Source organism: Thalassolituus sp. UBA3500, assembly GCF_002377545.1.
Taxonomy (GTDB): Bacteria; Pseudomonadota; Gammaproteobacteria; order Pseudomonadales; family Oceanobacteraceae; genus Thalassolituus.
In genome coordinates, this window is the sequence record NZ_DFQB01000058.1 from 117,930 (window position 1) to 140,554 (window position 22,625).

General features: G+C 50.9%; 16 protein-coding genes and 1 pseudogene. 6 read left to right on the plus strand and 11 right to left on the minus strand.

Going from position 1 to position 22,625, the window contains the following annotated elements:
• Positions 1–62 precede the first annotated feature (62 nt).
• Both B2R29_RS14335 and B2R29_RS14340 read left to right on the plus strand, forming a co-directional pair.
• Positions 63–1,442: a hypothetical protein gene (locus B2R29_RS14335; RefSeq protein WP_301181695.1), complete on the plus strand. Its 1,380-nt coding sequence runs from the start codon at positions 63–65 to the stop codon at positions 1,440–1,442.
• Positions 1,443–1,540: 98 nt separating this feature from the next.
• Positions 1,541–3,652, plus strand: a complete 2,112-nt coding sequence (locus B2R29_RS14340; RefSeq protein ID WP_301181696.1) for a TonB-dependent receptor — start codon at positions 1,541–1,543, stop codon at positions 3,650–3,652.
• A 22-nt stretch (positions 3,653–3,674) separates the two neighbouring features.
• On the opposite strand, the gene B2R29_RS14345 is transcribed toward B2R29_RS14340, so the two are convergent.
• Both B2R29_RS14345 and B2R29_RS14350 read right to left on the minus strand, forming a co-directional pair.
• Positions 3,675–4,862: an ABC transporter permease gene (locus B2R29_RS14345; protein WP_301181697.1), complete on the minus strand. Its 1,188-nt coding sequence runs from the start codon at positions 4,860–4,862 to the stop codon at positions 3,675–3,677.
• Positions 4,863–4,864: 2 nt separating this feature from the next.
• Positions 4,865–5,530 (minus strand): ABC transporter ATP-binding protein, encoded by a 666-nt coding sequence (locus tag B2R29_RS14350; RefSeq protein WP_301181698.1) that lies wholly within the window; start codon positions 5,528–5,530, stop codon positions 4,865–4,867.
• A 134-nt stretch (positions 5,531–5,664) separates the two neighbouring features.
• On the opposite strand from B2R29_RS14350, the gene B2R29_RS14355 reads away from it, so the two are divergent.
• Entirely contained in the window at positions 5,665–6,384 is a 720-nt protein-coding gene (locus B2R29_RS14355) for a DUF3299 domain-containing protein (protein WP_301181699.1), read from the plus strand.
• A 9-nt stretch (positions 6,385–6,393) separates the two neighbouring features.
• Here the strand turns inward: B2R29_RS14355 and B2R29_RS14360 are convergent, their stop codons facing one another.
• Both B2R29_RS14360 and zigA read right to left on the minus strand, forming a co-directional pair.
• Positions 6,394–7,020: a ZrgA family zinc uptake protein gene (locus B2R29_RS14360; protein WP_301181700.1), complete on the minus strand. Its 627-nt coding sequence runs from the start codon at positions 7,018–7,020 to the stop codon at positions 6,394–6,396.
• Positions 7,017–8,282, minus strand: coding sequence for a zinc metallochaperone GTPase ZigA (gene zigA / locus B2R29_RS14365; protein ID WP_301181701.1), 1,266 nt, complete (start codon positions 8,280–8,282; stop codon positions 7,017–7,019). Before zigA ends, B2R29_RS14360 begins: the two co-directional genes overlap by 4 nt.
• Before the next feature lie 197 nt (positions 8,283–8,479).
• On the opposite strand from zigA, the gene B2R29_RS14370 reads away from it, so the two are divergent.
• The gene (locus B2R29_RS14370; RefSeq protein ID WP_301181702.1) at positions 8,480–9,751 is read left to right on the plus strand and encodes an O-acetylhomoserine aminocarboxypropyltransferase/cysteine synthase family protein; all 1,272 of its coding nucleotides are present in this window, start codon (positions 8,480–8,482) and stop codon (positions 9,749–9,751) included.
• A 97-nt stretch (positions 9,752–9,848) separates the two neighbouring features.
• On the opposite strand, the gene B2R29_RS14375 is transcribed toward B2R29_RS14370, so the two are convergent.
• The gene (locus B2R29_RS14375; RefSeq protein WP_301181703.1) at positions 9,849–10,955 is read right to left on the minus strand and encodes an AraC family transcriptional regulator; all 1,107 of its coding nucleotides are present in this window, start codon (positions 10,953–10,955) and stop codon (positions 9,849–9,851) included.
• Positions 10,956–11,162: 207 nt separating this feature from the next.
• On the opposite strand from B2R29_RS14375, the gene B2R29_RS14380 reads away from it, so the two are divergent.
• A complete protein-coding gene (locus B2R29_RS14380; protein ID WP_301181704.1) occupies positions 11,163–12,587 on the plus strand; it encodes a DUF1254 domain-containing protein in 1,425 nt (474 codons plus the stop codon).
• 23 nt (positions 12,588–12,610) lie between these two features.
• Here B2R29_RS14380 and B2R29_RS14385 read toward each other — a convergent pair whose 3' ends face one another.
• The 6 genes from B2R29_RS14385 to B2R29_RS14410 all read right to left on the minus strand — a co-directional run bounded on the left by B2R29_RS14385 (position 12,611) and on the right by B2R29_RS14410 (position 21,161).
• Entirely contained in the window at positions 12,611–14,464 is a 1,854-nt protein-coding gene (locus B2R29_RS14385; RefSeq protein WP_301181705.1) for a sensor domain-containing diguanylate cyclase, read from the minus strand.
• 192 nt (positions 14,465–14,656) lie between these two features.
• Positions 14,657–17,776, minus strand: coding sequence for an efflux RND transporter permease subunit (locus B2R29_RS14390; RefSeq protein ID WP_301181706.1), 3,120 nt, complete (start codon positions 17,774–17,776; stop codon positions 14,657–14,659).
• Positions 17,769–19,334, minus strand: a complete 1,566-nt coding sequence (locus B2R29_RS14395; RefSeq protein WP_301181707.1) for an efflux RND transporter periplasmic adaptor subunit — start codon at positions 19,332–19,334, stop codon at positions 17,769–17,771. Before B2R29_RS14395 ends, B2R29_RS14390 begins: the two co-directional genes overlap by 8 nt.
• Entirely contained in the window at positions 19,324–20,652 is a 1,329-nt protein-coding gene (locus B2R29_RS14400) for a TolC family protein (protein WP_301181708.1), read from the minus strand. Before B2R29_RS14400 ends, B2R29_RS14395 begins: the two co-directional genes overlap by 11 nt.
• Before the next feature lie 98 nt (positions 20,653–20,750).
• Positions 20,751–20,900: a hypothetical protein gene (locus tag B2R29_RS14405; RefSeq protein WP_301181709.1), complete on the minus strand. Its 150-nt coding sequence runs from the start codon at positions 20,898–20,900 to the stop codon at positions 20,751–20,753.
• 99 nt (positions 20,901–20,999) lie between these two features.
• Entirely contained in the window at positions 21,000–21,161 is a 162-nt protein-coding gene (locus B2R29_RS14410; RefSeq protein ID WP_301181710.1) for a hypothetical protein, read from the minus strand.
• 213 nt (positions 21,162–21,374) lie between these two features.
• On the opposite strand from B2R29_RS14410, the pseudogene B2R29_RS14415 reads away from it, so the two are divergent.
• A pseudogene (locus B2R29_RS14415) lies at positions 21,375–22,625 on the plus strand (autotransporter subunit C); the annotation flags it as partial.

A 22,625-nucleotide genomic window follows, 5' to 3' on the forward strand; every position in this document is an offset into this window, starting at 1 on the left:
ACAAAACGGCGCTTGCCATAGCCATTCCCAGTTATGTTATATTATAACCATTGAGATTTCCGATGGCGCAGTTGATATCTGTGACCATGACACTTACCAATGAAGGATTTATGACCATGGCTTCGTTTTTTGAAAGTGAGCTGAGCAAATCACTATTAGTGCTGGCAATGGCAGGCACCCTGGCAGCTTGTGGTGGTTCAGATAATAACTCTGACAACGATGCAGACGATCACAATGATGAAGAGCATCATGACGATGAGCATGCTCATACAGGCGGTCGTCTGATTTATTCTGTGTCGGATGACTCTGGTCTGAATATGTACGACCAGACTGCAGAAGAAGCCGATGCCTTTTCTACCGATGTCGTAACTACATCTGCAACAGGCGCAACGTTGGTTCTGGCCAAAAATGGCCTGACCGCTGCCATGCTGGACAATGGCGCAGTTTCTATCGTTGACGCTGGTCTTGAGCACCTTGCTGAGGAAGATGGCCACACACATGACGTTTCATCAGAGCCAACCACTCTGACGTCAGGCATCACCAAGGTCGTTGCAACTCACGAATATTTCTCAGCGTTTGACGGCATGGGAAGCACCTTGATCGATGCCGAAGATGGCACGGTCGTTACCGCACCAACGTCTGACGCATACCCTACTCTGGCCCTCACTGGCGGCCACTTCCTGACCTTTATGGACGGCATCGACGGCGCTACTGACCTGGAAGTCGTAGAAGCGAACGGTGACTCTCTGGTAACTCCCGTTACTCTCAACTGCGCATCAGGCGGTATCACAGCCAGCGCTCAGACTGAGCATCTGACTCAGGTGCTTTGTGGTAACGGTACCCTGCTGACTCTGATCGCAGAAGACGGTGAAACAGAGACGGCTTTCTACCCTGACTCTGATGCAGAATCTGGTTTCGACAACCTGACTGCAACCTTCTCTGAGAATGATGTGATTGCTGCGTGGAACTCAGAAACCGGTGCGTTGACGCTGACCAAGGCTCACGGCGATCACCCGCACAGCACAGATATGTCTGAGAACATCAGCTCTGATGCCATTCTGGCAGTCGCTGCACCGAGTGACGAAGACACCGAAGTCGTCGGTATTCTTGGTACCGACGGTGTATTCACTGCCCTCTTTTATGCCGCTGAAGATCACAGCGTAGCCTTCGTATCGAAAGATACCTTCGTTATCGACAGCGAAGTGACTTGGGCTGCTGGCGACGCGCTGCTCGCCGGCTCTACCGCCTTCCTTGCTGCCAACACAGGCAACAATGCTCTGTACTACATGGATGCTCACGATGGCAGTGACTATCACGTTCATGGCAGTGCTATCAGTAATGAAGACCTGGGTAATATCGCCAGCGCTGTATTCGCCCACCCACAAGAAGCTCATGAGCACGACCATGATGAGGAAGACGGTGAATCAGACCACGACCACTGATTCCTGACGTTACTCCTCGCATGGAAGCCCGGCCCTCAGGTGCCCGGGCTTTCTTTGTTTTCTGATATTATGCGCGTCTGATTTTTATAGGTTCCGGTATGAATTTTCGTCTTTCTGTTGTGACTCTGAGTCTGCTTGCAGCCACCTCCTATGCAGCCCCTGCCAATGAAAAAACGCTGGATACGATCGTGGTTACGGGCGGTGGTGACCGCTCCGTATATGATACGGCACAGCCTGTTTCTGTGTTAGATACCGACGATATTCATAAAAATGCTGGTGACAATTTAGGCACCCTGCTGGAGTCTCTGCCGGGCGTTGCCAACGCCTCTTTTGGCGCTGGAGTCGGACGTCCGGTGATCCGCGGCATGAGCGGCAGTCGCGTAAAAATCCTGCAGAACGGCACCGACACTTCGGATTTATCGGCCATGAGTTCAGACCACAGCCCCATGGCTGAGCCGAGCGCAGGTGAACAAATTGAAATTGTATATGGGCCATCGACGCTGCTATACGGTGGCGGTGCGATTGGTGGCGTGGTTAACGTGATTGATGGTCGCATCCACGAAATTATTGTTCCGGGCATTCGCGGTCAGGTTTCAGCGAAATACTCTTCTATCGATGAGGGCCAGCATCTCGAAGGTATGCTCGACCTCGGCAAAGGTAACTGGAATCTGCATCTCGATGGTTTTAGCCGGGATGCTTCTGACTACTCCAGCGGCGAGCAAGGCGATATTCCCACCGGCAATAATTCAGGCGAGATTGAAAACAGCGACACCTCAGGCAGTGGTGGTGCCATTGGTTTGAGCTGGGTCGATAGCCAATATGGTTTTATAGGCGGGTCTGTCAGTACTCTCGAATACGACTACGCAGTGCCAAACCTGGATGAAGAAAGCTTCCGGGTCACACCGGAGCAGGTCCGCTATGACCTTAAAGGTGCCTGGACACCCATGACAGGCATCATCGAAGAGTGGCGCACCGAAATTACCTTTAATGACTACGAGCATGCCGAAACTGGTCATCGTAATGACGATACTAGTGCACCCTTTGTAGATATCGGTTTATTTGATAAAGAAACCTGGGAGTTTGTTACCCGCATCAAGCATTCGGAAATTGCCGGCTGGCATGGTCATGCTGGAATTCAATACAACCAGCAGGATCTGGAACTTTGTCATGATCACGGCGGCTGCGAAGGTATTCCTTCATTTGACGAATCAGGTGGCGATGCAATCGGGTTTAACCTGGCGAATAGCGAGCGTGGTGGAGACCTCTACGGCCACGACACACCAATGCCAATCACCCGCACAGAGCAGGTAGGTATCTTCCTCGTTGAGCACCGTGATACTGGATTTGGCTCACTGGAGTTAGGGGCACGGATAGATCAGGTTACGATCTCTTCCGATCCTTCTTCGATTGATCCTGTATGGCGTCAGGCTGACAGTTATTACGATGACTACACCTTTACGCCAGTCACTTTGTCTGCGGCCAGCACCTGGTTACTGGATGATTATCAGCGTATCGGTTTGAGCCTCGCACGCGCGCAACGAGCACCGGAAGCGCCGGAATTATTCTGGAACGGTGATCACCACGCCACCTTTGCTTTCCAGCTCGACAACCCTGACCTCGACATTGAAACCGCGCATACCATCGACCTGAACTGGATCTGGAAGTCGGATAACAATGAAATCCGCCTGGCCACTTATTACTATCAGTTCGATGACTACATCTATAACGATCTGAAATCAGAGACTGATCCTTTTCACGGTAATGATGTGTACCGCCATGAACAGGAGGACGCCAGCTTCACAGGCGCAGAAGCCAGCTGGTCACATATAGTAACCATGAACTGGTCGTTTGATTTAAGTGCTGATGTCGTTAACGCAAAACTTGACGATGGCCGGCACCTTCCACGTACACCACCAGCGAGTTTTCTGGCCGGTCTTGAGTGGGGAAATCAGAGTTGGGAAGCACGCACTGAATTACGCGCCGTTGCTGAGCAATCAAACACCGCTGACAATGAAACCACGTCTGACGGATATCTGATGCTTAATGCGTCTGTGGGTTATCAGTTTCTGCTCAATAACTCTGAGCTGACGCTGAGACTCGATGGACGCAACCTGACCGACCAGTATGCGGTTAATCATGTATCGTATCTCAAGCGCGCAGCACCACTACCCGGGCGTGACATCCGCTTCGGCGTCCGCTGGGCATTCTGATACATTCGATTCTGACATCAGGTCACGGACGCCGTGCCCTGATGTACATCGCCAACGCTGGGAGTGCTCCGGTCAACAGAGCACTGCCTGCGACGATCAAAGACAATACCAGCGTATTCAGTGTGAAGATATCAGCGCTGATATTAATTCCGAAAGCACCCGCCAGATAGCCCTGCCCTAACGCAAACGCCAGCCAGACAAATAGCAAAGACGCACAAAGACCGGCTAAGGTTATCAGCAACACCTCTAGCTCACTCAGTAAAAAAAGATAGAGAGGAGAAGCGCCCGCCATCCTTAACAATTGAATCTCATGGCGACGTTCGCGCACCGAACTGAGTAACATGGCGCTCAACCCAAGTAATGCAGACATAAGAACCAACACACCAATAAAGCGCAGTGTCTGTTCGAGTATCCCCATCATCTGCCATAGCTCACTGAGCGCAACCCCCGGCAAGATAGCCATGACAGGTTCCGCCTTATAATTATTGACCGTTCGCTGGAGGGAAAAAACTCCGATTCGCGACTTAAGGGCAACCATAAAAGCCGTAATACTCTCTGGATCACCACCGTACTGAGCGCTGTTATGAATGGCTTTCAGCCCCTGCAGGCTGACGTGCACGGTCTGATCAACGGGAGTTCCCGTGGGTTCCAGAATACCAACCACAGTAAAGGGAGAGCCTTTATGCAGGTTAAAGTCAGCCGAAGAAATTCCGTGAGAAAGCAGTATTTCCGCCCCTTGCGAATACCCCAGAGAACGAGCTACCGCAGAGCCAAGAACAACCTCAAACGCATCCGAAAACTCGCGACCCTGTGCAAAAACCAGAGGATGCTTTGCGCCGTAGCTGAAGTAGCGAAAATAATCCTGATTAGTCCCAAGTACCCGGTAGCCTCTGTGTGAATCGCCTAACGAAAGTGGAATCGCCCACTTCACTTCGTCAGAACCAGAGATATTTTTATACGTCGACCAGGAAATATTATTGGTGGGTGCTCCCACCCGAAATACCGAATAAAGAAGAAGATTCAAACTGCCGGTCCGCGCACCAATGATCAGATCAGTGCCCGATACTGTGCTGGCAAAGCTTTCTTTAGTCTGAACACGGATATGCTCGACGCTGAGTAAGAGACTGATACTGACAATTAAAGCCATGAGTGTCATGAATACTGAAACCTTTCGGTCGACCAGGCTCTTGTAGGCAATTTTCAGAAACATGATTACGCCCCCGCCTTATTTATATCGCCTAAAACATCGATACGGTCAAAATCGCTGGCGAGTGTAGGGTCATGGCTGACAAAAATAAGGGTGCTTTGATACGCATCACAAAGATCCATCAGGATCTCCATGAATGCCTTGCGGTTCTTCTGATCCAGTGCAGAAGTAGGCTCATCCGCCAGAATCAGACGTGGTGAATTAAACAGTGCCCGAGCAATTGCGACACGTTGTTGCTGACCAATACTCAGACTCTGACCGGGTAACCGCCAGACCGACTCGGGCAACTGAAGTTGCTCAAGTAGCTCCTGTGCTCGGGCGAATCCGTTACCCGTAACCTTATTGCTGAACTCTTGTGCTAAAAGAATGTTGTCGATCGCATTGAGATACGGAATGAGGTTGAACTGCTGAAAGATGTAACCAATATTGCCAGCTCTGAAGCGATCGCGCTGACGCTGATTTAATCGCTCTAAGCGCTCACCTAATAAAGCAATTTGGCCCGACGTCGGCGGCAGTATCCCCGCAATCAGATTGAGTAGGGTTGATTTTCCGGAACCCGACTCCCCCTCCAGGAAGACCTTTTCACCGGAAGCAACTTCCCATCGCGGAATATTCAGTAAGGTGTCATCTTCATGATGAGAAAATATAAGATCTTGCAGAATAACCGACATGGAACGATCCTGTAGACAGCAACTCAGAGGTGGATGCGAGCAGCAATATTGCTATAACATAACACAAGTATATTTAAGCTCAATGTCAGTTCTGCTGCTTTACAGTCACGGTAAATTTTATTCAGGCTTTAACGATGAACCCAATATTCAGACTGCTCGCGCTGAGCATCTTCAGCATTTTGCTCACCGCTTGCGCGGAGAGCTCCGCGCCCGGTAATACAGGTACTACGACAAATAGCAGCGCTAATGCGGCAACTGAGCAGACAGAAGCTACGCAAGCCGGAATGAATCAGGCGCAAGCCGTGCGGGCACCCGAGCCTCTTCCCGTACTTCCGAAAGATTCTTTTACCTCCGTTGACTGGACCGATCTTATTCCTGAAATGGACCTGATAGCCCTGAAAAATCCACCTGAAGCCTTGATGAATATCGAAGACGGGTCAGAAGAAGACGTCATAGGCGGCAAACTAAACAACACGCCAGACAGCGACGTATATGGAGACAGCTCAGATCTTGCCAACTCTGCATTTCAACGGGCTTTAGTTTCTACCAATACAGTGAGTGAAATGCAGGGGAAGCACATTAAACTGCCGGGCTTTATCGTCCCTCTGGACTTCGATGATAACCAGACCATCACTGAATTCTTTCTGGTTCCTTACTTTGGTGCTTGCCTGCACTTGCCACCACCACCGCCTAACCAGATCATTTATGTGTCTCACCCGGATGGGATTCAGGTCGATGCGTTATACGATCCGTTCTGGTTATACGGTACGCTGGATACCGGCATTATTGAAAACACAACGGCAAAATCGGCCTACCGTATGAGGCTCCACCATATCGAACCTTACTACGAATAGGCCGGGCTGTTATCTGAATGTGATGACGTGATCTTGCGCCGTTAACTCTTTGATTCCCTGGCTGCTCTCGGTCAGCCAGACCGCTTTCAGTACCTTCAGGTCAGGAAACTCTGTCGACAATTCGACCGCCATGGATTCTGGCAAGTTTCCGTCGGCACACTCAAAGGTGTACTCGGCGATGACATCCGATGCTTCGCCGTCAGAAGCCGGAACTTCAACCCCAGACCCCGGACGCACCTGACAGTCAGCACCACTGAAGCGAAACATTGCCGCCGCATCGTTCAGTTTACTGCGCGCCGATTCAGCTATCTCACGCTCCTCTTCGGTTTCAGCGACGTGTTCGAAACCAATAATATCGGCTGCCGGAGTTTGCAGATAAATAGTCACAACCTCGTTTTCAATCGCTATATTCAGGTGTCCGACACCGTGAATGTGTGCGCCGTGATGCTCACCGCCATGGTGGTCATGAGCGTGATTGTGGTCGGTATCGGGCTGATGACCATTGTCATCATGAGAGCTGTGATCATGCTCATCGTGGTGATCATGAAGCTCAGCAACAGCCACACCAGCTCCCGTACATACTGCGAGCAATACAGATAGTCGGGTCGCGTAGTTTAAAGTTCGTTTCAGTCTCATACGTTCTCCGTCTCGGGCTCGGTCAATGTCTCTGCGCTTTGATCATTATCGTCGCTTCGCTCCCACGATGGAAATGGGTCCGGCAAAGTCAACCAGAATGACTTACCGGCAAGTAGCTCTTCATCGCTCAACAAGCAGCGATCTAACGCGTCGGTAAAGGCTTGCTGATTCAGGTTCTGGCCAATAAATACCAGCTCCTGACGCATATCGCCAAACGGCTCAACCCATTGCGCTTTAATCGCCTCTAAGTAATCTGGGTCCGTCGGCCAGCGCTCTTCAGGAACCGCCTTCCAGAACATGCCTGCAAAACCATAACGCGCGATGCCTCCGGCCTGACTCCATTGTCCGGCAAACTCAGGACGGGTAGCCAGCCAGAAATACCCTTTTGAGCGAATTAATTTACCGTAATCTTTAGTATTGTGCAGAAAATCGTAGAACTTCTCTGGGTGAAACGGACGTCGGGCGGTGTAGGTAAAACTGCCAATGCCGTACTCTTCGGTTTCCGGAATATGCTCGCCACGCATTTCTTTCAGCCAGCCCGGCGCCTGTTGTGCCCGGTCGAAGTCAAACAGCCCGGTGCCCAGCACTTTACCCAGATCAACGCGCCCTTCACTGATCGGCAGAATGCGCGCCTCGGTGTTCAGCGTTTTAATAATCGCCGTCAGGCGCTGAATATCCTCAGGGGCTGCCAGATCAGTTTTGCTGATCAGAATCACATCGGCAAATTCGACCTGATCAACAAGCAGGTCACTGACACTGCGTTCGTCTTCTTCACCCAGCGATTCACTGGTTTCACTCAGTGCTTTTGCTTCGTCGTAGTCGCGTAAAAAGTTCACTGCATCAACCACAGTCACCATGGTATCCAGGGTCGCAACATCCGAGAGAGAAATGCCATCTTCATCGGCAAACGTGAATGTTTCAGCCACCGGCAGAGGCTCAGAAATACCGGTCGATTCAATCACCAGATAATCGAAGTTACCTTCTTTCGCCAGCTTGCTGACTTCAATTAACAGATCTTCACGCAGAGTGCAGCAGATACAGCCGTTACTCATCTCGACCAGCTTTTCCTCGCTGCGGTTAAGCGTAACTTCGTTACGCACAATGGCCGAATCAATGTTGATTTCACTCATGTCATTGACGATAACCGCCACCCGGCTCCCTTCGCGGTTATTGAGAATATGGCTGAGCACGGTGGTTTTTCCGGCCCCCAGAAATCCTGACAAGACGGTCACGGGCAGTTTAGCGGCAGTAGTCGGATGCATAGCGTCTCTCTGATGGGGTTTTCGCATCAATGTTATACTATAACATACCATTAACTCCCCAACGTATTCAATCATCCGTCCTTTCAAATACCCACACTCAAGCACCTGAACCCCAGCCAGCAACCTGCTACCATCGACCACCACATACAACTAAAACGTTACTCCCAACAGCGCTCATAACCGAAAGGAGCACGCTTATGAAACTCGAATCTCTTGCACTGCACGAAGGCTACGAACCAGAGCCAACCACCAAGTCGGCAGCCGTGCCGATTTACCAGACGACGTCTTATACCTTCGATAACACCCAACACGGTGCCGACCTGTTTGACCTGAAAGTGCCGGGCAATATCTACACCCGCATCATGAACCCGACCAACGATGTGCTGGAAAAACGCATCGCAGCCATGGAAGGCGGCATCGGTGCGTTGTGTGTTGCCTCAGGAATGGCTGCCATTACCTATGCCCTGCAATGCATCTGTGAAGCCGGTGACAATATCGTCAGCACCAGCCAGCTGTACGGCGGTACCTTCAATCTGTTCGCTCACACACTGCCGCGTCAAGGCATTGAAGCGCGCATGGTGTCGTATAACGATTTTGATGGTTTTGAGGCCGCGATTGATGAGCGCACCCGTGCGGTGTTCTGCGAATCCATCGGAAACCCGGCGGGTAACGTGGTGGATATTGAGAAACTCGCAGAAATCGCTCACCGTCATGGCGTACCTTTGATTGTCGATAACACCGTGGCGACGCCTTTCCTGTGTCGTCCGTTTGAACTCGGTGCCGACATCGTAGTGCATTCATTAACGAAGTACATTGGTGGCCACGGAACGACCGTCGGTGGTGCGATTGTGGATTCCGGCAAGTTCGACTGGGCCGCCAATAAAGAACGCTTCAAAGTGCTGAACGAACCAGACCCGTCGTATCACGGCGTGGTGTATACCGAAGCACTCGGCCCAGCGGCCTACATCGGACGCTGCCGCGTCGTGCCTCTGCGTAATACAGGGGCGGCGCTGTCGCCGACGAACGCTTTCCAGATCATGCAAGGCCTAGAAACCCTGGGCCTGCGTATGGAACGTCACTGTGAAAACGCAGAAAAACTGGCTACGTTTTTACAGAACCATCCGAAAGTAGACTGGGTAAACTACGCGGCGCTGCCTGACAGCAAATACCACACTGAATGTCAGAAAATTACCGGCGGTAAAGCCTCCGGTATTCTTAGCTTTGGTATTAAAGGCGGCATCGAACCATGCACCCGCTTTATCGATTCACTGGAGATGATTCTACGTCTGGTTAATATTGGTGATGCTAAGTCTCTGGCCTGCCATCCGGCATCAACCACACACCGTCAGCTGAATGACGAAGAACTGGCGTCTGCCGGCGTCAGCAAGGATCTGATCCGTATCTCGGTGGGTATTGAACACATCGACGATATTATTGCTGATGTGTCTCAGGCGTTGGATAAAGCCTGAAACCTGAAAGGTAGAAACGTAGAAAGATAAAAAATCAGGGAGTGGATGAGCCATTGTCATCCACTCCCTTTTCTATTTCTAGCGATAGTTTTTATTTCTAGCGATAGTGCTCTGAACGCATCGCTCTGAATTCTCCGGGCGTCATCCGTGTCCACTGTTTAAAGGCTCGATAAAAAACAGCCGTATCTTTAAACCCTAATAAAAATGCAATATCGTCGAGACTCAATTCATTGGCCAAGAGATACTCTTTCGCTTTAGTGAGACGCACATCGGCGAGTAATTCACGACAACTGGTCCCCTCATCGGCCAATCTGCGCTGTAATGTTCTTGGCGTAACGGCAAGAAGTTCAGCCAACAGTATTTTGGTCGGTTCTCCGTAACTCAATAAAAGCTCCAGGAGCAACCGGCAACGTTGTGTCCAGCTCTCTTCATTTACCTGCTGACGGTGAGCAACTTCAAGGGCCTGAATATCACGAAACGCCTGCGCACTCAGAGAGGGAGAAGCTTCAAAATCGCAGATTTCATTCGCACAGGTAAAGGTGACCTGGGTGAATGACTGATCAAACTCTGGGCAACAGCCGAGTACACACTGATAGTCCTCTGGAGCGATGGCATCAGGCGTTGTGAAACGTATGGATGAAGGTGTCAGTCCATAGCAGTCCAGTACTGCATCGCACAAGGATGATACGACGCCCTCTATCTGATGACGACTGACATAAACATCCGGATGAGGATGAAAGGTAAGCGTTAATTCGCCAGCGCTGCGCTCAACCCCCACACTGAACACGTCCGTTGTAATGGTCAGGTGGCGCTTTAGCATACAGCAGTAATCAAACAGGGTCAGATGACTCTGCTTAAAGAAGAACTCCAGACGCGGGTGCTGACGACTCGAAAACGGACCAAGTCGTAATCCCAGAGCATCCTCACCCAGCCAGTCTGAGATAAGATCGAGATTGCGGCCAACGGGTTCGGCCGAGACCCTACACTGCCCAGCAAACGATTCCATTAAGCCTTCTACCATACGCTGAACGGAAAAATACTCACTTTCTCTGTTTACACTTACCAGGAAATCTTCAAGCGCTCTCAGGTGCGACAAAACGGTATCTGCAGCAACGGTCGGTTCGACAGCAAAGACAGGTTTCTCAGAGCGAAGGGCAACCATAGGCATGCCCTTAACGGATTGAAAGCTCACTTCGGTTTCCATATTGAAATCCCCTTTTGTCTCTTATGAAGCCAACAACATCCGCATTGGCTTTATCCACTACGTTTTCTACAAAGCGTTACAAAATACGCCGCACTATCCCGCGTCGGAATCCAATTTGTCTCAATTCGTTATACGGGCCTTCTGTGGTTGAGCGCTAGGCTAAAAACCACAACTCATTCACCAACTAACAATAATCACAGGTGTCCCATGAACACATTATATTCCGACAAGCGGTGCGTTAAGCTGACCAACGCACTCAGGTCTGCTTTGCTATTTGTATTAGTTCTTACCAGTCAATACGCCAAAGCAACGACCACCACTGCTATTGCTATGGAAGGTTATATCTATGGTTTCCCCATCGTTCTGATGGATGAAACCCGCAAAGGTATGACAGGCCCTGAGCGCTCTTGTACGTTCGGTGCAGACATTAACACCTTCAAGCACGTCTTCGACTTGCCTGACACCGACTTTAAAGCCGTGGTTCGACCAAATGTCGACACGCTTTATTCTTCAGCCATGCTCGACCTGTCTGAGAGTCCTGTCATTCTTACCCTTCCGGAGGTTTCAGACAGATACGTACTGATGGCCCTTTTGGATGCATGGTCGAATAACTTTGCCGGAATTGATACATCCGGAGGCAACACACTCGCTGGCCAATATCTGATTACCGGCCCGGAGTGGCGTGGCCGGATTCCGAATGAAGTGACTCATATCCCTGCTCCGACCAATCTTGTGTGGATCATTGGTCGTACAGAACTGCTGGCAGACAACGACCTGGACGCCGTTAATCGGATACAGCGACAGTACCGCCTAAAAACATACCGTCCCTCCCGAAACAGACAAAACAACCAGGCGGTGAATTGTCTGGAGGACCATGAAAAAGAACCGCCGATTGATGTTGTTCTGAAAATGGATGGTGAAGAGTTCTTCACGCGCTTGTCTGACGTTATGAAAGAAAATCCACCGCCGGCAGACCAGAAAGGCATGGAATGGTTACTCGGCCAGATAAACACCGGGCGCTATGCAAAAGGTGGCGTCAGTGACTTACCCCGCCATAAAAAATGGGCGCTCGATGAGGGAGTCCGCCTGGGGCAAGGCAGTATCGACGGCGCGAAGAAACTGCTCGGTATCGGCGGCTGGGGGCCAAACCCTAAGCTGATCCCACTGGGTGATTACGGTAAACGCTACTTTATTCGAGCCGTGGTTGCTCAGGTAGGTTTCGGAGCCAATCAGAATAAATACGCCGTCTACCAAAACGCTGAAAGAGACAGTCAGCTACAAAAAATGCATGGCAGTAACGACTATACATTCACCTTGAAGGCAGACGATATGCCAGATGTGGGCGCCTTCTGGTCAATCACGGTTTATGGTGATGATGGGTTTCTGAAGAATAATGCGCACGCTGCCGCGGTCGGAATCGAGCGCTATGCACTGAGCAGTAATACGCCTTTAGCAACCGATGAAAATGGTGATATCACTCTGTATATTTCTTCACAGCCACCACAGGGAGCACCGCTGAGTAACTGGTTACCGGCTCCTGATGAGTATTTTCAGTTAACTCTGCGTTTTTATGATCCAGACCAGGATATTCTGAATGCTGAGTGGCAAGCACCTGCTGTCGAAAAACAATAATCCAAACCAAGGCGTGGGCCGTATCAAATACAGATGCGGTCCCGTCCTTCATTCTTAGCTTGGTACAGTTTTTCGTCAGCTCGTTTCAACAGGGTGTAGTAAGAGTTTTCTTTATTCGGCATGGTCGCAGCAATTCCGATACTGATGGTTAGCCGTACGGTTTGTTGTTTCATCACAACAGGTTCGGATCGCATTGCAGTCCATATCTGTCGTGCCAGTATATGAGCTGCAGAGGCCTCAGTATCTGGCAGAAGAATGACGAATTCCTCTCCCCCGTAGCGGAATGCCATATCGGCTGGGCGGTTCAGCACGTCCTGAATACGCAAAGCAGTCTGACGTAATGCTTCATCACCAAATGTATGTCCTTGCGAATCATTCAGGTTTTTAAAGTAGTCGAGGTCGAGCATAATAAGAGACAACGACTTACCTTCTCTCGCGCCGCGTTCATATTCCCGCTCCAGAACTTCATCAAAATGACGTCGGTTATACAGGCCGGTCAGAGAGTCGGTTGTGCTTATTTTCTCAAGTCGCGCGTTCGCTTCGCGTAGTTCCTGGGTACGGGCTTTTACCTCTTGGTCGAGGCGCATGTTCTGCTCACGCTCTGTTTCAAGTAACAGCGCCTGGGCATGAGCCGTATCACGTTGAGCACGTTCTCTGAGTTCTTTATCCATCGCCATTCTTACAGACAAGGCAAAGGCGAAGAGCAGCACCTGCAGTAATTGCCCCAGAGCCAGAGCGTTATCGAGCAATAAACTATTATTAAAGACCCCTAATTTGCCGAGAATGTACGAAGCGCTACCCAAGGTGTACATGAGCCCGGCAACAAAGACTGCGAACGCTGGCGGGTACCCTCGCCGCATTCTGACAATGACTATGGTTGCACCGGTAATAAAAGTCATCATAGACAACAAAAGAGTTGGATAAATAACATCTGCGTAAGGGAGGTATAGGCTTAAACCAACCATTACCGCGGAGGTTATCGCCAGCGTCATTGCTGCGATATTGATCCAGCGATGGCTTTCACAGATCTTCACGACTTTGGCGATATAAAGCACACCAAAGAAATTTGACGCATTGATCAGTACACTGACCGCGATGTCATTCCAACCTGGCGATTCTGGCCAGAGAAACTGATAACTACGCCCCCACAATGTGGCCTGAATAAGAGCCATGGTCAGCGACAGTCCACCAAAATAAAGATAACTACGGTCACCCGACGATAGAAAAATAAGTATGTGATACAACCCCAGCATCACCATAGCGCCAAAGAAAAGCCCCTGAATCCAGGCGCTACTTTCCATAGTCTGCCGTAGCACGACATCTTCTGAAATAGTCATTGGGACTTCCAGAGACGATCCTGACTGTACTCTCAGGTATACAGATATGGGGGACTCAGATGCTGGTAGAGGTACGGTAAATTCAGGGCGAAGCAGTACGCGCTCAATAAAATTCAGCCTGTCTCCTAACGGATAAGCGCTAAGCAGATTCTGATGTTCATCAAGGATAAAAATCTGTACATCATCGAGCATTGGATAATTAACACTCAGCCAGACGATATCCCCCGGATTTCTGTACTTGAACGTTAGCCAGACGGCTGCATCGGTATAACCGAATTGCGGTGGATACTCCCGCACTTTCTCGAACGAACGTTTAAGAACATCATCAAGGGAGGTATCGCCGGACGGATCAAGAAAATAAGACACATCAGGCACGATCTGGCCAAACCCCGGTGGCAGCCTGTGTTCATACAGCACCGTTGACGCTATTGCTGTGGTGCTGAGGAGTAGAGTGCTAAAGAACAGCGCACTGACAAATAAAGCACCAAGTAATGAAGTACCGAAAGGTAACACTGCAACGAGTGCCTGCACTTTGCGCATCGGCTGCTCCTAAATATTCAGGAGTTCAGTGTATGTAAAATATTCCTTATATCCTGTGAGATTTGGTTAATTTTATAAGGCATTCCACAACGATATGTCTGTTTTTAGTTGTTATGTGATCTTACGCACAGAGTCATAACTGACCACATTCACAAGGTTGTTGTCAGCCATGACTCATCGGTCTGCGGTGTTTCAATACAGGTGGCGTTTATGTACCAGGTAATAGACCGCTGGCACCACCAATAGGGTCAGTACCAATGCGCTGATCATTCCGCCCACCATAGGCGCGGCAATACGACTCATGATCTCAGAACCGGTGCCTGTTCCCACCAGCACGGGCAGCAAGCCGACAATAATGGCCGCTGCAGTCATCGCTTTCGGGCGAACCCTGAGCGCTCCCCCCTCCATGACTGCCTGGCGGAGGTCTTCAAGCGACAGCTTTCTGCCCTCCTGTTCAGCCAGCTGTCTTTTCTGCTCCAGACACTGATTCAGAAACACCAACATAATCACCGACAGCTCAGTCGCAACACCGGCCAATGCAATGAAACCGACACCTGCAGCAACCGAGATGTGGTACCCAAGGATATACATCAACCATACCGAGCCGACTAATGCTAATGGCAGACTGGCGATAATAATGGCGACGTCTGAAAAACGACGGAAATTCATTGCCAACAGCAGAACAATCAGAGCCAGCGTCAACGGCACGATATACGTCAGCTTCTTTTTCGCCCGCTGCATGTACTCATATTGCCCGGCCCAGGTGAGCGAGTACCCCGGCGGTAACTCCAGCTGCGAATTAAGGCGATCTCTGGCCTGCTCTATGTAGGTTGCAAAGTCGACATCATCGACGTCAATGTATGTCCAGCCACTGGGGCGACCATTTTCGCTTTTGATTGCAGGAGGGCCGCTTTCAACCCGAACCTCAGCAATGTCTCCGAGACGGATATGTACACCGGATTCAGTGACAACCGGTAATGCCTCCAACGCTTCTGGGGAATCCCGGTAGGATTGCGGATAACGCACATTCACCGGATAACGCTCCAGCCCTTCGACAGTCGTCGCCAACGTCTGGCCGCCGACAGAAGACGCGATAATGTCATGTACATCTGCCATATTCAGACCGTAACGGGCTGCGGCCCAACGATCCGGCTCAATCGTAATATACCGACCAGCGGAGACCCGTTCTGAATAAACCGAGCGTGTGCCTTTCAGGTCGCCGAGTAATTCTTCGAGCGCTCTGCCAAGCGACTCAATCTGGTCAAGATCAGGGCCGGAGATCTTAATCCCCAGAGGCGTTTTAATGCCCGTGGATAGCATATCGATCCGGGTTTTGATGGGCATCACCCAGGCATTGGTCAGGCCAGGAAACTTCACCAGCGCATCCAGCTCTGCCTTGAGCTTGTCGGTCGTCATGCCGTCGCGCCATTCGCTTTTCGGGTGCAGCTGGATGAAGGTTTCAATCATGGTCAGTGGCGCTGGGTCAGTGGCGGTATCAGCACGACCGACTTTACCGAAAACGCTCTTTACCTCTGGAACGGTGGCAATCAGCTTATCCGTCTGCTGTAACAGCTCCCGTGCTTTACCCACCGACAATCCGGCATACGTCGTCGGCATATACATGAGGTCACCTTCATCAAGCTCCGGCATAAACTCACTGCCCAGCTTCTGTGCTGGCCATAACGTCAACAACACAAGAATCAGTGCCGCAACAATAACCGCCACCGGATAACGCAAAACTCCTTTTAACAGCGGCTGATACAGGCCAACGAGAACTCGGTTTACCGGATTACTGGATTCACTGCGGATATTTCCTCGTACGAAATAGCCCATTAATACCGGCACCAATGTAATCGCAAGCGCCGCACTGGCCGCCATCGCGTACGTTTTGGTGAAGGCTAAGGGCGCAAACATCCGTCCTTCCTGAGCTTCAAGGGTAAAGACCGGAATAAAGCTGATGGTAATAATTAACAGGCTGAAAAACAGCGCCGGGCCGACCTCAGACGCTGAGCGGATAACAATCTGCCAGCGATTATCATTTGTGACTTTGGTGCGCTCCATATGCTTATGCATATTTTCAATCATAACGATCGCACCATCGATCATGGCGCCGATAGCAATGGCGATACCGCCGAGCGACATGATATTTGCGTTAAGCCCCTGTAATTTCATCACCAGAAACGCTGTCAGAATACCGACTGGCAAGCTGATCAGTGCGACAAAACCCGAACGGATATGAAACAGGAATAGCAGACACACCAGAATCACCACGATGAATTCTTCGGCCAGTTTTTCCCAAAGATTATCGACGGCACGATCAATTAACGCGGAGCGATCATACACAGGAATGATTTCAACGCCATCAGGTAAACCTGGCGTTAATTCTTCGAGCCGTGCTTTCACTGAATTAATAGTATTCGCAGCGTTTTCACCGTAGCGCATCACCACAATCCCGCCGACGACTTCACCCTTACCATTGAGTTCGGCAATACCACGACGCATCTGCGGGCCCACCTCAACACGCGCAACGTCTTTAAGGAGCAGTGGTGTACCAAACTCTGACAGACCCAGAGGAATCTGCTCAATATCTTCGCGACTTTCAAGATATCCCGTGGCGCGAATCATGTACTCGGCCTCGGCCATTTCGATTACTGAGGCACCGCTTTCCTGATTCGCTCGTTTTACCGCATTGCGGATATGCGCCAGAGGGAGATCAAATGCACGTAAGGCTTCAGGGTCAACGACGATCTGATACTGACGCACCATACCGCCAAGGCTCGCTACTTCTGAAACGCCTTCAACCGACTGCAACTCATATTTCAGAAACCAGTCCTGCAGCGTGCGCAACTCGCTGAGGTCGAGATTGCCTGTCGGGTCTGTCAGAGCATAGATATAGACCCAACCGACACCGGTGGCGTCCGGGCCAAGCTGTGGCGTTGCCTGCTCAGGTAACTGAGGCGCTATCTGTGACAGGTATTCCAGCACCCGCGAGCGCGCCCAGTACATATCGGTATCGTCATCAAAAATAACGTAGACGTAAGAGTCGCCGAAGAAAGAATAACCACGCACGGTCGTTGCCCCCGGCACCGACATCATGGCAGTACTCAATGGATAGGTGACCTGATTTTCAACGACTTCAGGAGACTGGCCGGGATAACTGGTTTTAATAATGACCTGAACATCGGATAAATCCGGAATGGCATCAACGGGGGTATTTTTTACTGACCAAAGGCCCGCTCCCGCCAGCATGATGGTGACCAGCAACACCATCAGACGATTATTCACCGACCAACGAATGATCGCTTCAATCATGATCGTGACCCTCACTCATATCCGCTGACATATCCATATCCGCCGACATATCCATACCCGCCGACTCATTCGTGCCCGTCGCATTGCCCATATCACCAGTCATCGGTGGATGGACGCTTATCACAGTGAATTCACCCTGATCGACTTTAAATACAAAGTGAATACGGTCACCTTCATTCAGGTCGGACAAATCAAGCTCGTCAGATAAACGGAAATCCATAGTGGCGGCCGGACGGTTCCACTTCTCAATCGGCCCACGACTGATATTGGCAACCCTGGCTGTTTTATCTAGACGGTTAACCACACCATCTGCCATTGCCTTGGGTGCTTCAGAATCCCGCTCTGCCATATTCATGTCGTGTTCAAAACGGCTTAAATCGGCTTTTTTCGCAGACTCAGAATCAATCATAAATTGTGCGGAAATAACAACCTCATCACCCGCTTCCAGACCCCGGTATATTTCTACTGAATCAGCATCTGAGCGACCGCTTTCTACCGGTACTGAGCGGTATTTACCGCTGCCCGTTTTTAAAACCACTCGCGTGCTGTTATCGATGCGGATAAGCGCATCACGGGGGATCAGCAGGGCTTCTTTCCCCTCGGGAGTTATGACCACACGGGTGTACATCCCCGGCATCAAGGATTCCGCCGGGCTGGTCAGGCGAATACGTACCTGTGCCGTACGTGTTTTCGTATTCAGGGCCGGATAGAGATAGTCAACTACGCCAGTCCACGACTTTCCCGGTGACGCCTCACTGCGTATCTCAGCAGTTTCGCCACCTTTGATAAAACTCAGATCGTCAGTAAATACATCGCTCGTTATCCAGACCTGTGATGCCTGCGCCAGTGTCAGTACTTCTGTACCCGGAGCGACGTACATCCCCTGTCGTACATTTAACTGATCAACAACGCCCGACTGCGGTGCCCGCATTGTCAGTGTCTGACTGACACGGCGTTTTTTTTCAATTTCGCGAATACTGTCTTCAGGCACCTGCAATGCCTGTAATCTTAAGCGTGATGCCGAAGCGAGTTGCTCATTACCACGACGTAAGGCAAGTAAATACTCTTCCTGTGCATTGACCAAGGTGGGTGAATAAATATCGTACAGTGGCGCGCCTTTTTCGACCGGATCACCTTCTGAGCGGACATGCAGTTTCTCAATCCAGCCTTCGGTGCGAGGATGAATATGCAAGACATAATCATCGTTATATTCAACATAGCCCGCCGAACGAACGACAGGATTGAGAATCCCGCGCCTGACTTCGGCGGTGCGCACCCCAAAACTATGCTCGAGTGCAGGGGCAACAAGAACGGTGCCGGCAGCGTCTTCCTGAGAGTTCTCCTCATAGACAGGCACCAGATCCATTCCCATGGGCGACTTGCCCGGCCCATCGCGACGATAGTCCGGGTCCATCGGAGCAACCCAGTAAAGCGGCTCGTTATTTTTCTGAGCATTACCACTGTTTTCAGAACTGCCATCAGAAAACTGACCAGCACTCCAGTAAACGAAAAGACCGACGGCAACCCCTGCAGCAAATATCACTGAATTATTTTTCATTTTTTAATTCCCCTGAAGATGAAGAGCCTGACGTTGGCGATTCGGTTGATGACAAAGCCGTCGCAGATAAATAGCGAATATCCGCCAGTGTGCGATGCAGGCTGGTTTCTATTTTTAGTCGCGCAAGGCGTGTATTCAGTACAGACGTACGGACTTTCACCACAGAGGGGAAATCACCACGATCAGAGTGATACGCAGACAACGCAGCGGATGCCTGCTCCTGCACCTGAGGCAATAACTGCTGCTGATAGAAGGTTTTGCGTTCATACAGATAGGCATATTCAGTCATCGCCGCCGAAAGCTCACTGCGCATCCGGCGCAATAGCAGTGTCTTATCCGTACGCAGAGCTTCCGTATCGGCTACTGCAGCACTGACTTCCCGATCCTGACGGTTGCCAGTAAATAACGGCAGATCAAATGTCACTCCGACCGACATCAGATCCGCACGGTTATTGCCCATCAGATCATCATCGCGGTACCCGTATTTTGCTGTCAGCCCCCAGGCCGGGCGATAAGACTGACGCGCCAACGCCTCGCCGGTTTCACTCGACTGGATACGACGTTCAAATGCCAGTACCTGTGGATGCTGGATGACGGTTTCTGCGGTGGGGAGCTGATCTGGTGTCGGCCCTTTGGATAACCCGACAAATTGCCCTGACTCAAAAACCTCCCCGGACTCACTCAGCCACTCGCCCAGTTGTTGACGGGTAACCGCTAATGCTTGCCTGAGTTCGGCAAGACGATCTTCAAGGCGAATCAGCTCGACGTTGGCCTCAACCACATCCTGCTGGCGGGTGTTATTTAGTCCCGATGCATAACCTGCCCGGGCGGCATCGACCAACTGACGAAGCAGATCACGCTCCTGCTCCATCAGCTTGATGCTTTCCTGAGCCTCATAACCTTGCAACCAAAGACGAGTGACTGCCTGCTCGACTTTGAGGGAACGATCCTGTCGTAATAAGGGTTGCTGCGAAGATAGCTCACGGTTCTTCTGTGCACTCAGAGCACGACTGTCCCCGCGGGGGAACATCTGCGTCACCGCAACACTTAACTGCGTCATCGGCTCCTGCTGGATATCAAAGGTATCCACAGGGAAGTTTCCCGCAGTCAGTGTGACTGACGGGTCTGGCAATGAGCCACTTGATTCAGCCCGGTCAATCAGAGCCTGCTCGCGCCGCGCACTGCTGGTTTGCCACAGGTCCTGTTCAAGCGCCTGCTCGATAGCCTGATTGAGTGTCAGCTCAGCAGAAAACACCTGACCTGATAACGTCAGCGCGACAAGACCTAACCACCGCGCACTGGATAATTTTAACGACATAACAAAGCGTCTCTGGCTTTCGCCTCTAAAGAGAAAAACTTAAAAAATAGCTATAAATGAGGCGTGCAAACCCGTATTCCGGGCGCACTTATCCTGGGTCAGGCCAGAATGGGTGGGCGGTAGAGAGAATCCGCAACAGAAGGATGATCTTGAGCGACCATCGAAGAGATTGAGCTTGTAATATTGATGACAGGAATCGACACGCTGAGCCCCGTCAGCCCCATAATATGCACAGAGCATTCAGGCATATCACACGTGCCACTGTCGCAGCAGTTATGGCTGTTCGGTTCGGAAGCTTTACTGATGTCATTCCCATGATGCTCATGCATCGAATGGTCATGCGCCATCTACGTACTAACTATGTCGGATGAACCACCATGACCCAGGCTGCACAACGACCCGGCAGCCAACACCGGCTGAGCCAGAATAGCCAGCAACATAAGCAATACACCGGAAAATCGGAAACGTCGCGACATCAGCACTCTGAAGAAACCATATAAGACACTCATAGGTTAAATCTCCAGGCGCGCGGCGTCAATTTTCCCCACGTTACCCCACGCAACCCCACGCAAATTCCACGGAATCTGATTCAGATGAAGAGGCCAGTATGGTAACCTCCTGCCACATTGAATTCATACAGGGATGTATGCACTCGAAGAATACAGCGGACTCACGCTGTAAGACCTCTGACGTGCCTCCCTGACATGGGAGAGCCACCAATAATGTACATCCGCGCCATCAGCAGAGCCGCCCTGCTCTGTAGCACTATCCTGTCCTTCAACGCTTTCGCCGCTGCTGACCGGGTCGATTACGACCTTGATGACGACGGCCTGATCGAAATTAACGACCTTGCCGACCTGAATGAAATCCGTAATCACCTTGATGGCGCAGCTCTGTATGGAGACAGCACAGGCTGCCCGGAAGGTGGCTGTAATGGCTTTGAGCTAACGACGGATCTGGACTTCGATACCAACGGCGATGGCCAGATGAATGAACAGGACACTTACTGGAATGATGGCGAGGGCTGGGAGCCGATCGGCTCTTCTTTATCGAACACCTTCAGCGCGGATTTTAATGGAAACGGCCACCTGATACGGAACCTCTATATCGATAGAAGCGGCAATGCTGGACTATTTGGTTACATCGAAGGCACGTCCACCCGTCCCTCCACAATAACCAAATTAGCCATTACCGGTCTAATGACATCCATTACCGGTCGCTATGAGACCGGCGTACTCGCAGGTCGTATTAACTATGCTGAAGTTGATCGCATTTTTGTCTCCGGGACCATCAGCTCCCAATGGGACGCTGGCGGCCTTGCAGGCGATGTATCCAACAGCAATATAAATAACGTTTTCTCCAGCGCAGCTACCCTGACGGGTCGAACTCAGGGAGGGCTAGTCGGTCGTATTACTAACAGTGCTCTCTCTAACAATCTGTCGACGGGATACGTTGAAAACGGTTACGGCCTGTTGGGCTATAGCTACAACAGTACCAATGCGAACCTGCACTGGGCGACCGATACAAGCGGCCAGGAAACAAGCCGAGGCACTAACGCTTCCTACTTTGGTGCACTTTTGAGTGAACTTCAGTGCCCGACGTTATCAGACAACAATACCTGTACAGATAGAGGTACTTTGTTCGAAAGCTGGAGCAGTGAAGTATGGGACTTTGGAACAGGCCAGCAGTTACCCGGACTGATCATGGGCGATCGTATTTACCGTGACAGCGACGGCGATGGTTCCCTGGACGAGGACGATGCTTACCCAGGTACGTTTGCGGCGTCACTGGATACCGATGAAGACGGCTATATTGATAGTTTTACCCCTGGCTGCGATGCCAGCTGCCGCATTAATAGCGGTCTGATTCTCGACGCCTTCCCATCATCCGCCGCGGCATACCTGGATGCCGATCTGGATGGTCTGGTTGATAAGTGGACCGACGGCTGTGACACAACCTGCCAGACTAGCAGC

What these genes read in the sequence shown, in the direction of transcription:
- B2R29_RS14335 (WP_301181695.1), top strand. Translation starts at nt 63, where the DNA reads ATGGCGCAGTTGATATCTGTGACCATGACACTTACCAATGAAGGATTT.
- B2R29_RS14340 (WP_301181696.1), top strand. Translation starts at nt 1,541, where the DNA reads ATGAATTTTCGTCTTTCTGTTGTGACTCTGAGTCTGCTTGCAGCCACC.
- B2R29_RS14345 (WP_301181697.1), bottom strand. Translation starts at nt 4,862, where the DNA reads ATGTTTCTGAAAATTGCCTACAAGAGCCTGGTCGACCGAAAGGTTTCA.
- B2R29_RS14350 (WP_301181698.1), bottom strand. Translation starts at nt 5,530, where the DNA reads ATGTCGGTTATTCTGCAAGATCTTATATTTTCTCATCATGAAGATGAC.
- B2R29_RS14355 (WP_301181699.1), top strand. Translation starts at nt 5,665, where the DNA reads ATGAACCCAATATTCAGACTGCTCGCGCTGAGCATCTTCAGCATTTTG.
- B2R29_RS14360 (WP_301181700.1), bottom strand. Translation starts at nt 7,020, where the DNA reads ATGAGACTGAAACGAACTTTAAACTACGCGACCCGACTATCTGTATTG.
- zigA (WP_301181701.1), bottom strand. Translation starts at nt 8,282, where the DNA reads ATGCATCCGACTACTGCCGCTAAACTGCCCGTGACCGTCTTGTCAGGA.
- B2R29_RS14370 (WP_301181702.1), top strand. Translation starts at nt 8,480, where the DNA reads ATGAAACTCGAATCTCTTGCACTGCACGAAGGCTACGAACCAGAGCCA.
- B2R29_RS14375 (WP_301181703.1), bottom strand. Translation starts at nt 10,955, where the DNA reads ATGGAAACCGAAGTGAGCTTTCAATCCGTTAAGGGCATGCCTATGGTT.
- B2R29_RS14380 (WP_301181704.1), top strand. Translation starts at nt 11,163, where the DNA reads ATGAACACATTATATTCCGACAAGCGGTGCGTTAAGCTGACCAACGCA.
- B2R29_RS14385 (WP_301181705.1), bottom strand. Translation starts at nt 14,464, where the DNA reads ATGCGCAAAGTGCAGGCACTCGTTGCAGTGTTACCTTTCGGTACTTCA.
- B2R29_RS14390 (WP_301181706.1), bottom strand. Translation starts at nt 17,776, where the DNA reads ATGATTGAAGCGATCATTCGTTGGTCGGTGAATAATCGTCTGATGGTG.
- B2R29_RS14395 (WP_301181707.1), bottom strand. Translation starts at nt 19,334, where the DNA reads ATGAAAAATAATTCAGTGATATTTGCTGCAGGGGTTGCCGTCGGTCTT.
- B2R29_RS14400 (WP_301181708.1), bottom strand. Translation starts at nt 20,652, where the DNA reads ATGTCGTTAAAATTATCCAGTGCGCGGTGGTTAGGTCTTGTCGCGCTG.
- B2R29_RS14405 (WP_301181709.1), bottom strand. Translation starts at nt 20,900, where the DNA reads ATGCCTGAATGCTCTGTGCATATTATGGGGCTGACGGGGCTCAGCGTG.
- B2R29_RS14410 (WP_301181710.1), bottom strand. Translation starts at nt 21,161, where the DNA reads ATGAGTGTCTTATATGGTTTCTTCAGAGTGCTGATGTCGCGACGTTTC.